The sequence below is a fragment of the Nonomuraea insulae genome (assembly GCF_042656245.1).
Window position 1 is genome coordinate 25898 of the sequence record NZ_JBHSPA010000113.1, and the last position, 13080, is coordinate 38977.

12 protein-coding genes are annotated in these 13080 nt (G+C 69.6%); 10 read left to right on the plus strand and 2 right to left on the minus strand.

Annotated features, from left to right (window positions below; all coding sequences use genetic code 11):
* Nucleotides 1–12 precede the first annotated feature (12 nt).
* Complete coding sequence (locus tag ACFPZ3_RS63025; RefSeq protein ID WP_379524002.1) at nt 13–2286, minus strand: hypothetical protein; 2274 nt, start codon at nt 2284–2286, stop codon at nt 13–15.
* A gap of 187 nt (nt 2287–2473) precedes the next feature.
* Between ACFPZ3_RS63025 and ACFPZ3_RS63030 the strand changes: the two genes are divergently transcribed.
* The 5 genes from ACFPZ3_RS63030 (at nt 2474) to ACFPZ3_RS63050 (ending at nt 5698) form a co-directional block, all read left to right on the plus strand.
* The gene (locus ACFPZ3_RS63030) at nt 2474–2875 is read left to right on the plus strand and encodes a ribonuclease domain-containing protein (protein WP_379524003.1); all 402 of its coding nucleotides are present in this window, start codon (nt 2474–2476) and stop codon (nt 2873–2875) included.
* Between the two features lie 7 nt (nt 2876–2882).
* Nucleotides 2883–3239, plus strand: a complete 357-nt coding sequence (locus tag ACFPZ3_RS63035; protein WP_379524004.1) for a barstar family protein — start codon at nt 2883–2885, stop codon at nt 3237–3239.
* Nucleotides 3240–3310: 71 nt separating this feature from the next.
* Entirely contained in the window at nt 3311–4057 is a 747-nt protein-coding gene (locus ACFPZ3_RS63040; RefSeq protein ID WP_379524005.1) for a hypothetical protein, read from the plus strand.
* Nucleotides 4058–4212: 155 nt separating this feature from the next.
* Entirely contained in the window at nt 4213–5046 is an 834-nt protein-coding gene (locus ACFPZ3_RS63045; protein WP_379524006.1) for an SPFH domain-containing protein, read from the plus strand.
* A 55-nt stretch (nt 5047–5101) separates the two neighbouring features.
* A complete protein-coding gene (locus ACFPZ3_RS63050) occupies nt 5102–5698 on the plus strand; it encodes a TetR/AcrR family transcriptional regulator (protein ID WP_379524007.1) in 597 nt (198 codons plus the stop codon).
* A 138-nt stretch (nt 5699–5836) separates the two neighbouring features.
* On the opposite strand, the gene ACFPZ3_RS63055 is transcribed toward ACFPZ3_RS63050, so the two are convergent.
* The gene (locus ACFPZ3_RS63055) at nt 5837–6325 is read right to left on the minus strand and encodes an RrF2 family transcriptional regulator (protein WP_379524008.1); all 489 of its coding nucleotides are present in this window, start codon (nt 6323–6325) and stop codon (nt 5837–5839) included.
* Between the two features lie 91 nt (nt 6326–6416).
* Between ACFPZ3_RS63055 and ACFPZ3_RS63060 the strand changes: the two genes are divergently transcribed.
* The 5 genes from ACFPZ3_RS63060 to ACFPZ3_RS63080 all read left to right on the plus strand — a co-directional run bounded on the left by ACFPZ3_RS63060 (nt 6417) and on the right by ACFPZ3_RS63080 (nt 13079).
* Nucleotides 6417–7160 (plus strand): SDR family oxidoreductase, encoded by a 744-nt coding sequence (locus ACFPZ3_RS63060; protein WP_379524009.1) that lies wholly within the window; start codon nt 6417–6419, stop codon nt 7158–7160.
* A 109-nt stretch (nt 7161–7269) separates the two neighbouring features.
* The gene (locus ACFPZ3_RS63065) at nt 7270–8091 is read left to right on the plus strand and encodes an ABC transporter ATP-binding protein (RefSeq protein WP_379524010.1); all 822 of its coding nucleotides are present in this window, start codon (nt 7270–7272) and stop codon (nt 8089–8091) included.
* A 9-nt stretch (nt 8092–8100) separates the two neighbouring features.
* Nucleotides 8101–8862, plus strand: a complete 762-nt coding sequence (locus tag ACFPZ3_RS63070) for an ABC transporter permease (RefSeq protein ID WP_379524011.1) — start codon at nt 8101–8103, stop codon at nt 8860–8862.
* A 45-nt stretch (nt 8863–8907) separates the two neighbouring features.
* Complete coding sequence (locus ACFPZ3_RS63075; RefSeq protein ID WP_379524012.1) at nt 8908–9678, plus strand: MerR family transcriptional regulator; 771 nt, start codon at nt 8908–8910, stop codon at nt 9676–9678.
* A gap of 239 nt (nt 9679–9917) precedes the next feature.
* The gene (locus ACFPZ3_RS63080; RefSeq protein WP_379524013.1) at nt 9918–13079 is read left to right on the plus strand and encodes a CARDB domain-containing protein; all 3162 of its coding nucleotides are present in this window, start codon (nt 9918–9920) and stop codon (nt 13077–13079) included.
* The last annotated feature ends 1 nt before the right edge of the window (nt 13080 follow it).

Here is a 13080-nt window from a genome sequence, read left to right on the forward strand (position 1 = left end):
GGGGCCTCCGGGTCATCGGGCCTTGGGCGGCTTCTTGTAGGTCACGACCTTGTCGCCCTTCGCCGGCCAGGCCATGATCAGGAACCGCTGGGTGCCGTACTCCTCGCCCTTCCACGGGAACCAGTCGAAGTGCACGCGCAGGCGGTAGTGCCCCTTGCGGCCGTAGAGCGACAGGTCGGGCAGTTCGGTGCCGCTGAGGCCGTCCATGAACACCAGTCGGCCGCTCGGGCTGTCGAAGCCGACCTCGACGACGTGCTCCCAGCCCTTGGTCTCCACCGGGGGCCGGCGCTTGTACGTCTCCAGCTCGACGCAGATGTGGTAGTCGGAATGCGTCCCGACGAACAGGTGCCCGGGACCCACGCCGACCAGGCCGTTGTCGAAGCTCTTCTCAAGCACGCCGTCATCGGCGGGGTCGGCGCCCTCGACCTCCTCATACAGCTCCAGGCCCACCTCGGGCCACTCCGGCTCCTTGACGCGGATGGCGCGGGCGGCCGGGACGAGGGGGCGGTGCCGCGGAGTGGCGTCGCATTTGCGCTGCTCCTCCGCCATGTACTCGTCGAACTCGCGGTCGTCCTCGGCGTTGGCGGCCTTGACCGCCGCGTCGGCGGCCGGGCAGATCGGGGCGAGCGCCCCCTCCAGGTTTGACACCTTCTCCTGGCTACGGGCCAGCTCCCGCGGATCGTCGCGGGTGTAGACGCCGCACAGGCGTCGTCCGTGGGCGAGCAGCACCTGGTCGGGGGTGGTGTCGGCGAACGTGAGCAACTCGTTCTCGCGTACCCCGCAGACGAAGGCGCGCGGGCCGGTCACCGGCTCGGGTTTCTCGGGCACCATCCAGCTTTCCTCCGGTGAGCAGTCCGCGGCCGTGGTGACCGGCCCGCGGGACTGGTCGGCGACGGGGAGGAAGCACAGGGCCACCGAGGTGGCCAGCGCCGTGACGAGCACCTGGTGGCGCAGGCGGGCGGCGGGGGCGGCGCCGTACAGGAAGAACAGGAGCAGGGCGGAGGCGGCGAGCGCGGCGCTGTACCAGAGCGGGGAGAGGCCGAAGAGGAACTGGCCTTCCCCGTCCCTGGGGAACAGCCCCCTGGGGTAGACGCCGAGCTCCTGGTCGGCCATCTCGGACGCGGACTGCCAGTTCTCCTGCTTCCTGACGGTGAGCGCGGTGACGACGCCCGCCGCCGCGGCGAGGGTGAGGGCCAGCATCGTGCCGCGCAGCAGCCGTCTGGTCCTGCGCACGACCGCGACCAGCACCAGCACGGCGGGGGCGCCGACGCCCACGAGGGTGTCCACGGCCAGCCACAACAAGCTCGCCTGGTAGCCGGCGAACTCGCGGAAGAAACCCTCGACCGCGCCCCTGGGCCCGGTCCACATGGGCATCCCGTGCGCGAGGTTGACGGCGGCGGGAACCAGCGGAAGCGCCACGGCCAGGCCGGCGAGGGGCCACGGGCGCGCGGGGGCGGGAGCGGGCTTCGGAGCCGGTACGCGGGGCGGACCGGCCAGTTCATGGGCGGAGCGGGCCTCCCACACCATCCCGAAGACGCCCAGAACGCCAAGGATCATGAGCAGCAGCATCGTGTAGTCCACGCCGCCCCCGCCGAACGCGATGATCGAGCTGCCCCCGGACGACAACGACGACAGCGACGCCGAGACCACGCCCATGCCCACGGTGGCCCGGCTCCAGCGGGGGTCCCTGGCCTGACCGACCAGAACCGGCACCAGCCACACCAGGTGGAGCAGTTCGAGCCCGGGAAGAGACCAGAGGAACTCCACGAAGGTGAACGCCGCAAAGCCGTAGCCGACCGTGGTGACCAGACCCATGGCGGCGTTCGCCAGGCCCGCCACCAGCGCGAGGATCCGCACCCATCGGGGCAGCACCCCCGCGAGGACCGCCACGAACAACCAGACGACGGCGAACTGGACCACCGCGCCGGGCACACCGAGCCACCACTGGTACGGGATCGGGATCCGGAACAGCAGCGCGCAGCCGACGCTCAGATAAAGGGCCAGCCGCAGCAGCCCAACCTGCCGTCCCCGGCGGACCGGCTCGCCCGACGGCCGCCCGCGCAGCACCTGCCAGTAGGCCCAGCCCTGCAGGAGCCCGCCCGCGACCATGAGGAGCTCCACCCACCAGACGTAGGGCATCCAGTCCGGATCCCACTCCCCGTCCACGATGGTGCGCAGCAGCGCGGGGTCGCCGGTGCCCAGCGCGTACGCGCCGGAGGCGATGATCACGATCGCGTAGCAGATCGCGAGCGGCGCGGCGATCCTGCCTAATCGGTAACGGCGCAAGGGACATCCTCTGAGGGGGGAAAGCACCAAACCCTAGCGAGCCCCCGCGAAGATCATCAAATATCGGTCGGGTAACGCGTGTCCGCGAAGTGTTCACCTTTCCTTCGGCACACATGGCCTTTCCTTGACTCGGTACGGGAGAAGAACATGACAATGATTCGTCATCCCCCACAAGGAGGCCATCGTCGTGCGCCCTCGACCTTCGTGGCAGGTACGGCTCGCCGTCGTCCTCGCCGCCGTCACCTCCGTCATCGCCCTGGCCGGCGTCTCCCCCGCCAGCGCCTCGGTCTACAACTCCTGCACCATCTCCCGCTGCGCCGACGCCCGCACGGCCAGGTCGACCTGGGCCTCCAAGGGCTACCCCACCTCCGCCGGCTGGTACTCGTGGACGGACGGCCGCTACAACTACACCGGCGGCCAGTTCTTCAACCGGGAGGGCCAGCTCCCCAGCGGCGCCACCTACAACGAGTACGACGTCTACTCCCGGGCTCGCGGCGCCGCCCGTGACGCGTACCGGATCGTCGTCAACCGCAGCACCGGCGTGACCTGGTTCTCGCCCAACCACTACACCGACTTCTACCGGCTCTAGGACCTCCATGACCGCCGCCCCGCCACCGCTGCCGCCCTGGCTGACCGTGTCCACGGCGCCGGCCGTGCTGGACGGGCGGGTCTGCCGGACCCGCGCCGCCTTCTTCGAGGAGGTGGCGCGGGCCCTGCGCCTGCCCGGCTACTTCGGCCGCAACTGGGACGCGCTGACCGACTGCCTGCGCGGCACCGGCCGCGTCGCCCTCGTCGTGGAGCACGCCGAGGACCTGCTCGCGGCCGAGCCGCCCGAACAGTTCGCCCTGCTGCTGACCGTCCTCGGCGAGGCCGATCTGACGCTGACCCTGCACACGGACCCGGAGCACGAGGCGCCGCTCCGCCGGCGCGTCGCCGACGCGCTGGACTCCTGAAGATCGACCGTCCTTCTCGCGGCCTGCGATCGTGGCCCGTCCGTGATCCGCTTCCGGCAAGATCACGCCCCATGAAGAAGACGATCACAGCCATGGTGACCTGCGGCGCACTCCTGGTGACCGCCGCACCCGCGCAGGCCGCCGCCCCCAAGGACCCCGTACGCGCGTTGAAGAGCAAGCTCTCCACCGGCCACGGCGTGCGGTTCACCGAGACCACGATCCTCTCGGGCGATCCCAAGACCAAGATCCAGAGCCGCAGGGGAACCTTCCAGTTCAACGCCAAGGGCCTCGCGGCCTCCGACATCAAGACCGATTCCAGGGCCACCGGGCCCGAGCGCGCGATCAGCATCGGCAAGGTCAGCTACTCCTCGGGCGGCATACACAAGGACCGCCTGCCGTCGGGCGCGACCTGGTACAAGGGCCGTGGGCTGCCCGCCGGCGGCAGCGGCTTCTACGGCCAGGTCATCAACCCGGTCGAGCCCAAGACCTTAGCGGCGCTCATCAAGAAGGGCAGGCTGACCAGGAGCGCCATCACCGGGAAGATCACCTTCAAGGAGCTGGCGAAGATCTCGGCCTGGTTCGACGCGTCGATCCCGCTGCGCATGCACGACGACACCAAGGTCTCCTACTCTCTCACGCTCACCTCCGCCGGGCTGGTGAGCAGGGTGAAGAGCTCGTACGCGGCGACGGGCGTGTTCGACACGAACAGCTTCGACGGCAAGACCCTGACGATCGACAGCCGCTTCACCGGCTGGGGCGCCAAGGTCTCCATCAAGGCGCCGGACGCCGCCGAGGTGACCACCGACCCGGGCGACTGACATCTGGTGGCCGGTCGGCAGGTTTCCTCGACGAGGGCCCGAACGACGTCGGGGACGCCGACCGGCACCGCACCGACTTCACCGGCGCGTATGATCGCTGGTCTCCGCACGGCACGCTCCGCGAGCGCGCCATCACCCCCTGAGGAGATCTCGAAGTGAAGCGCGCCATCCCCTGCTGCCTGCTCGCCCTCGTGGCCCTCACCGGCTGCTCGGTCACGAACGTCGAGCCCGACGAGGGCGGCATCGTGTACGACGCGGGCATGTTCTCCTCGACCACGTTCCAGGAGTGCCTCAAGCCGTCCACCCGCGACGTGTCCGGCCCCGGCGACGAGGGCTACCGCTACCCGAACGGCCAGCGCACCTACGACTTCTCCGGCCGCGACGAGTCCGAGGGCAAGTCCATCACGTCGGTCAGCAAGGACGGGCAGGTCATGAGCATGTCCGGCGGCCTGACCTTCTACTTCTCCGCCTCCGACTGCAAGAAGCTGCAGTCCTTCCACGAGAACATCGGCAAGAAGTACGCCGCGTACGAGTCCGACGGCTGGACCCGGATGCTCCAGTTCTACATCGGCAACAGCGTGGAGCGGGCGATGGACGAGGCGACGCTCAAGTACAACTGGCGCGACCTGTACACCAACCCCGCGCAGAAGTCGCTGTGGGAGCAGGACATGGCCAAGCTGACCAACCAGTACGTGGCCAGCCTGACCCAGGGCCAGTACTTCGAGCGCCTCCAGTTCATCATCCGCCAGCCCGAGCCGCCCAAGTCGATCGTGGACGCCCAGACCGAGACGCAGGCGGCGCAGGAGCGGCAGAAGGCCCAGGAGGCGGAGAACACCCGCGCCCTGACCGAGCTGAAGTCCCTGAAGGAGCTGGCGAAGGTGCTCGGGCCGCAGGGCGCGATCCTGTACAAGGCCATCCAGGACGGCAAGGTCTCGATCGTCCCGGTGCCGACGGGCAGCTCGGTCAACATCACTCCCAAGACTCCATGACATTGCGCGGCGCGCATATTATGCGCCGCACGCATCATCCGCTAAAGTCATCACCATGAACGACGACGCCATGGATCTGCGGACCCGCAACAAGCAGGCCACCCGGGAGGCGATCGGCCACGCCGCGCTGCGCCTGGCCATCGAGCAGGGGCCCAGCGGGCTGGCCCTGGTCCGGGTCCATGACATCGCCTCGGCCGCGGGCGTCTCCCCCCGCACCTACAACAACTACTTCTCCAGCAGGGAGGAGGCGATCTGCTCCTTCCAGGCCGACCAGTCCAGACGCGCGGGCGACGCGCTGCGCTCCCGGCCCGCGGGCGAGCCGCTCGACCAGGCCGTCATCGCGGCCGTGGTCGAGCTCTACACCGATCCCGAGCCCGACAAGGCCGGCCTGCGCATGATCATGTCCACGCCCGAGCTGGAGGGCGAGGCACTCAAGGCGTTCACCGTGGCGGAGGAGCCGCTGGCCGAGGCGATCGCGGCCCGCACCGGCACCGACCCAGGCCGCGACCTGTTCCCCGCCGTCACGGCCGCCGCGGTCGCCGGCGCCATCCGGGTGGCCGGTCGGCACTGGCTCTCCCCCGGGGTCACCGCCTCCTTCGCCGCCATCCTGAGCGAGGCCCTGTCAAGCGTGGTTCCCGCGCGCAAACCGTGAACCCGCTGCCCCGCCGTCGGGCTCACTGCTCCTTCGCCGGCCGGCCGGCATCGGCAGTGTGCACAGGTCGCCGGGCGAGCGGGGTGGCTCGCCCCGACAACGGTGGCTCGTCCCGGCGAGTCGCTTCGGCTCAGTGAGTTAGTCAGTTGGCGGGCGGGGTGGGCTTGTGAGGCGGGAACGGGTTCGGTGCGGGGCCCATTCGGGCAGTTCGGTGAGGATGTCGGCGAGGGTGACCGCTTCGAGGCTGCGCCGCCACGCGTCATGCGCCTCGGCCATCTTCGCGGCGAGGATGCACATGTCCCTGCACTGCTCGGGCTCCAGTGCGCCCCTCCCCTGCCGGCGGATCTCGCGGCACTCGTACGGGGAGGACGCGCCGTCCACCGCCTCGACGATCCGCAGGAGCGTGATCTCCGAAGCCGAGCGGGCGAGCCGGAAGCCGCCCCTTGGCCCTGTGGTAGCGGCCAGCACACCGCCCTTGACCAGCGACTGCAGCTGCTTGGCGAGGTAGGGCGCGGGGAGGTCGTAGTAGTCCGCGAGTTGTGCCGCCGACGCGGTGGCGCCCGGCTCCAGCTGCGCCAGCGTCGTGGCGCAGTGCAACAGCCATTCGGTGCTCACAGGCAGCTTCACGCCGTCAGCCTATCGCAGATATTGAGGATCTATTTAGTCCGAGATAGGGTCGGCGAGGTAACGAACGAACGAGCCAGAAAGAGTGATCACCATGCGAATCGCAGTCGCCGGCGCGACCGGGAACATCGGCTCGCTGACCGCCACCGCCCTGAAGCGCGACGGGCACGACGTCGTGGGCATCAGCCGCTCGCTCGGCGTGAACCTCCAGACCGGCGAGGGGCTCGACGCCGCCCTCGCCGGCGTCGATGCGGTCGTCGACGCCACCAACGGGCAGGCGGCCACCGAGGAGGAGACGGTGGCGTGGTTCGGTGCGCTCACGGCCAACCTGCTCGCCGCCGAGGAGCGGGCCGGGGTTCGCCATCATGTGCTGCTGTCGATCGTCGGGATCGACCGGGTCGCCGGCAATGCGCACTATGCCGGTAAGCGGGAGCAGGAACGCCTGGTGGCCGCCGGGCCGGTGCCGTGGACGATCGTCCCGGCCACGCAGTTCCACGACTTCGCCGAGATGGTCGCGAGCTGGACCGAGCAGGACGGGGCCGCCTCGATCGCGCCGCTGCTCGTACAGCCGATCGCGCCGGCCGACGTGGCCGAGATTCTCGCCGAGATCGCGGTGGGCGAGCCGCACGGCCGCTACGCCGACGTCGCCGGCCCCGGCCCGCAGGACCTCGTCGACATGGCCCGCCGCACCCACCAGGCACGCGGCCGGGAGGTACGGCTCGTACCGACGTGGTCGGGGATGTTCGGTCTTTCGATGGCCGGCGACGTACTGCTGCCCGGCGAAGGCGCCCGCATCGCACCGACGACCTTCGAGGAGTGGCTCGCCGAACAGAAGTGATTCCAGGGGATGGACACCGGTCGATGATCAGTCGGCGTGGCCGCCGGCGGATCGAATCCGCCCTGCGGGCTTGACCCTGACGCAGCGTCAACCCCTCATTCTGGCTGTCATGAGCATCCCTCCGACAACCGATCAGGTCCAGGGGCCGGCGATTCATGTGCGGGGCCTGGAGAAGTCGTACAAGGAACTGCGTGTGCTGCGCGGTGTGGACCTCGACGTGGCGCGGGGCAGCATCTTCGCCCTGCTCGGCTCGAACGGGGCCGGCAAGACCACGGTGGTGAAGATCCTGTCCACGCTGCTCAAGGCCGACACGGGAACCGCCCGGGTCAACGGCTTCGATGTCGTGACGCAGGCCGCCGACGTACGCGGGTCCATCAGTCTCACCGGGCAGTTCGCGGCGGTCGACGAGATCCTCAGCGGGCGGGAGAACCTCGTCCTGGTCGCCAGGCTGTGGCACCTCGACGACCCGGGCGCGATCGCGGATGCCCTGCTGAGGCGCTTCTCGCTGAGCGAGGCCGGCCACCGGAGGGTGGCGACGTACTCCGGTGGCATGCGCCGCCGTCTGGACATCGCGATGAGCCTCGTCGGGAATCCGCCGGTCATCTTCCTCGACGAGCCGACGGCCGGGCTGGACCCGGAGGCGCGCATCGAGGTGTGGCAGGCCGTCAAGGAGCTCGCCGAGGGCGGCACGACCGTGCTGCTCACCACGCAGTACCTGGACGAGGCCGAACAGCTCGCCGACCGGATCGCGATCCTGCACCAGGGGCGGATCATCGTGAACGGCACCCTGGCCGAGCTCAAGCAGCTGCTGCCGCCCGCCGAGGTCGAATACGTCGAGAAGCAGCCCTCTCTCGAGGATGTCTTCCTCGCGGTCGTCGGCGACACCGGCGAGGACGGCCAAGACCATAAGACCAGGTCGAGCACGAAGTAAGGAACAACGATGGCCACGCATTTCCTGGGTGACACCGCCGCCCTCACAGGACGGACCCTGCGCCACGTCACACGCAGCCTGGACACCATCATCACGACCGCGATCACACCGATCGCCATGATGCTGATGTTCGTCTACGTGTTCGGCGGCGCGATCGACACCGGGTCGGTCGCGTACGTGAACTACATGCTTCCCGGCATCCTGCTCATCACGATCGCGTCGGGCGTCGCCTACACCGCATTACGGCTCTTGATGGACATGCAGGGCGGGATCTTCGAGCGATTCCAGTCCATGCCGATCGCACGCTCGTCCGTGTTGTGGGCGCACGTGCTGACCTCGCTGGTCGCCAATGTGATCTCGCTCGTGGTCGTCGTCGGTGTCGCCCTGCTCATGGGCTTCCGCTCGGGCGCCGGCGTGCCGGCCTGGCTCGCGGTCGCCGGCATCCTGATCCTGTTCACCCTGGCACTGACCTGGATCGCCGTCATCCCCGGTCTCACCGCGAAGAGCGTGGACGGCGCGGGCGCGTTCTCCTACCCGCTCATCTTCCTGCCCTTCCTCAGCTCGGCCTTCGTGCCCACCGCCACCATGCCCGGCCCCCTGCGCGCCTTCGCCGAGAACCAGCCGGTGACTTCCATCGTCAACACGATCCGCGACCTGCTCACCCAGCGACCGGTCGGCACGGACATCTGGACCGCCCTGGCCTGGTGCGTCGGCATCCTCGTCGTCGCCTACGTCTTCGCCGGCATCTCCTACCGTCGCAGGATCTCCTGAGCCCGGCGTCGACCGGACAGGGCGGGTTCGGGGCAGGATCAGAGCATGCTGACGATCGGTCAACTGGCGGCGTATGCCGGCGTCACGGTGCGGGCGGTGCGGCACTATCACCAGATCGGGCTACTGCCCGAGCCTGAGCGGGACGCCTCGGGTTACCGGCGGTATGGCGCGAGGGCGGTCGTGTCCCTCATCAAGATCCGCAGCCTCGCCCATGCCGGCGTGCCGCTGTCTCAGATCGGTCACATGCTCGAAGCCGACGCATCGACCTTCGCCGAAGCGGTCCACAGGATCGACAGCCACCTGCGCGAGGAGATCGAACGGCTCGAGACCAGCCGCAAGCAGATCGCGCGGCTCGCTGCCGGGGACAGCCTGGCGCTCCCGCCGGAGGTGACCTCCTATCTCGATCGGCTTCGGGAGATCGGGGCGTCGGAGCGGATAGTGGAGGGTGAGCGGGACGGCTGGATCCTGGTCGCGGCTCGCTGGCCCGATCACATCGGCGAGGTCATGCCAGGGAAACTCGCACAGCTCGATGACCCGCAGATCGTCCGGCTCTATCGGGTCCTGTCGGAGCTCTTGGAGAACGACACAGGCGACGACCCGCGCCTGGGGGAAGCAGCCGACATCCTGGCCGCCATGGCCGAGCAGGCATACGCCTCCGGCGAGCCGGCGTACGACGATCTGGCGTTTGACCTCGTCGACGCGCTTCTCCTCGAGGCCGGCCCACGGTCGGAGCGGATGCTGGACGCGATGCGCGAGCGCGGCTGGGCCGGCTGGACCCGGCCGGAGCGGCTGGCGGGGCCGCCCGCAGGAAGCTGATGGTCTCACCGCCGGCCAGGTGGCGAAGGTACGCGCGCATGTCCTGACGCTCATCCCGGTCGCCCGCAGGCAGCTCAGCGCCTCGATCGTCCGTACGGACCCGGCGCTGTAGCGGCGGTGGCCGCTGCGCTCGTCCCGGAGCACGGGGGCGAAACGGACTAGGTAGGGCCTACTCATCCGTTCCCCTCCCATGACCCGCATGCTGCGTGAAACTCCCGAGCGTGCCGAGGTGACGGCCCATGAACGGAACGGTTCGTAAACGGTGGATCGCGTACGCGTCCGCCGTCCTGACAGGGATCGCCTTCCTGCCGGTCTTACCCGCCCAGCCGGCGATGGCGAGCAGCGTCTCCGTGACGCTGAGCATCGACCATTTCCAGCGGTTCGAGGTGCCGGACGACGGCATCGGGGAGGAGGGAGAGTTCTTCCCGGAGATCAGGATCGGGGACGACCCGGCCGCCCCGGTCGAGCGCAGGGCGCCCATCGCCGACGACGTGTTCAGCCCGAGCGCGGATCACTTCGGGGCCCAGAAGTGGGTGTTCACCAGGACCCTCCCCCTCAGGAACGACCAGACGACGATCCCGGTGCTCATCCGGGTCTGGGACGACGACAGCGCCCTCGGCTTCGGGGACGACCGGATGGACATCTCCCCCGCCAACCAGGACGTCGAGCTGAACCTCACCTACGACCTGGTCACCGACGCCTGGCAGGGCGACGGGGTGGCGCCGCGCTCCCCGTGCCACGGCGACGCGAATCTGGGGCAGACGTGCGCCAAGGGCGACGGCGACCCGAACTTCCCTGACGACGGCGACGGGAAGATCGCCGAGCTCGGGTTCAGGCTGACCACGTCGCAGTTGCCCGACTTCGACCACGACGGCATCCCGGACCTGGTCGAGCTGTTCGGCGTCAAGGACACCAACGGCACGATGCTCGCCGACCTGCCGGGCCGGGCGGACCCCTGCCGCAAGACGATCCTGCTGAAGACGGACTTCATGGTCGCCTCCGACCACTCCCACGATCCGGACAAGGGCGCCATCGCGGAGCTCGTGAGCGCCTACGACGCGGCCAAGGTGCCGGCGGAGCCGGACTGTCCCTTCCCCGGGCCGCACAAGGCCGAGGGCGTCGACCTCGTTCATCTGCCGGGCAGGGCCATCACCGAGCAGACCGCGATGGCGCTGGACAGCACGGCGTACGCGACGGCCAGGACCAACGGCCTGCACTTCCGGCTGCGCCCCTACACCCACTACGCGATCCTCGCGCACAACCTGGAGAACGCCGGCCGCACGTCGGGCATCTGCTGCGACGAGGTGAAGGACTTCATCGTCACGCTCGGGTCCTGGCGGCTGGCCGGCGTGTCCGCGGGGCAGAACGGCCTCCTGGAGACGACCCCGGCCGGCGACGACGAGCCCGGGCGGGGCAGCGAGATCACGCCGGGGCCCAATGGGGTGCTCGACTCGGTGGTGGCGGGCAACGACCAGCCGATCGGCACGTCGATCTTCCCCGGTCCCGGCGGGGAGTTCGAAACGGTCCGCGCGGGTGACGACCGCGAGCTCAACATGACCGTCAACGTGGGCCGCGACCGCAAGATCGACACTCTCGCGAACACGGTCGGGACCGCCGACGACGAGCAGTTGTACGACCTCGGCACGGGCGGGCAGTACGCCAACCTCGGCACCCCGCGCGACCAGTCGGGCACGATCATGCACGAGCTCGGGCACGCGCTCGGCCTCGATCACGGCGGCTTCGAGGAGACCAACTTCAAGCCCAACTATCTCAGCATCATGAACTACGCCTTCGAGCCGGGCGGGATCCCGATCCAGCCGCCCCCGCAGAGGCTGGTCAACGTCACGAGCGCGCACCGCCGCCTCGACTACTCGAACGTGGTGCTGCAGCAGCTGGAGAAGAGCAGACTGGACGAGTCCCTGGGGATCGGCGACGGCACCGACTACACGTTCTGGACCGACGCGAACCGCCGCACCCGCTTCGGCCAGGGCAACGGCCCGCTCAACTGGAACGGCAACAGCAACCCGGTGACGGGGATGGCGATCATCGACCCGGGCACCGTGGATGTGAACATCAACGCGCGGGACGACGCGCCCGCACCCAGAAGCACGCTCTTCGGCTTCAGGGACTGGAACAACCTCAGGTATCGGGCCGGCGTCCTGTCCAGCGGCGTCGCGAACACGGACTACGGGAGCGAGATCGACGCGGGGACCGCGCTGCGGCAGGAGATCGAGTTCTTCCGCGCGTTCGACCCGGACCTGACGGTGAAGAAGACCGTGGACCGGGCCGACGCCCTGCCGGGTGACACGCTCACGTACCGCGTGAGCATGGACAACGCCGGTACGGGCGCCGCCACCGCGATCGAGGTCGCCGACACCCTGCCCGGCGGCGGCACGGCGACCAGGACGGTGCCCTACCTCGACGCCGGGAAGTCCGCGGCGGAGACGTTCACCTACGAGGTGCCGTGCACGACGGCGGACGGGGCGAAGCTGACCAACACGGCGACGGTGACCGCGAAGGACGCCGGCGGCGACCCCGAGGTGAACACGGGCGACAACACCGCAGAGGCCGCCACCAGCGTCCACGCCCCGGTGCTGGCCCTCACCAAGTCCGCCCCGGCGACCGTCAACGCCGGTGAGGCCATGGCGATCGACCTGAAGGTGGACAACACCGGCGGCGGCACGGCCACCCAGGTGTCGCTGACGGACACGCTGCCCGCCGAGGTGCATCCCACCGGCAGCCAGCCGAAGGCGTCGTCGGTGACCCGCAACGCCGACGGAACGACCACGCTGACCTGGTCGCTCGGCTCGCTGGACGGCGGCGCGAGCACGACGGTGCGGTTCACGGCGCGCGCCGGCCTGCTGTTCACCGCCGGGGCCGAGCTGCCCGACACGGCCACCGCGTCGTACCGGAACGCGAACGGCTGCGCGTACGAGCCGGTGACCGCCGGCGCGGCCACCCGCGTCACGGAGGTGACGCCGTCCAGGAACCCGTGGCCGCAACTGACGTGGCAGTTGCACGGGGACCGGCAGAGCGCCGAGTTGCTGGCCCGCGTGCAGGCGACCGACGAGCGGTTCGACGGGGCCGACGGGTCGGTGGCGGACGGTCTGCTCACCCGGGCGGAGGTCAGGGCGGTGTACGGCCTGTCGATCAGGCAGTCGGACCTGCTGAGGGCGCAGTTGCTGACCGCGTACCTCAACCTGGCCGACCGCCGGATCAACGCCGCGACGAAGATCTTCTCGCTCGTCGCGGCCGGCCTGGAGCTGAAGTCGGTCGGCCAGGCCGCCCGGCACGGGCAGGCGACCCTGCTCCTGCCGGACGACCTGGGGAACCTGCTGAGGTACGGCAGGTCCACCACCGTGCTCACCGAGATCAACCTCAACCTCAGCGAACGCTACTGAG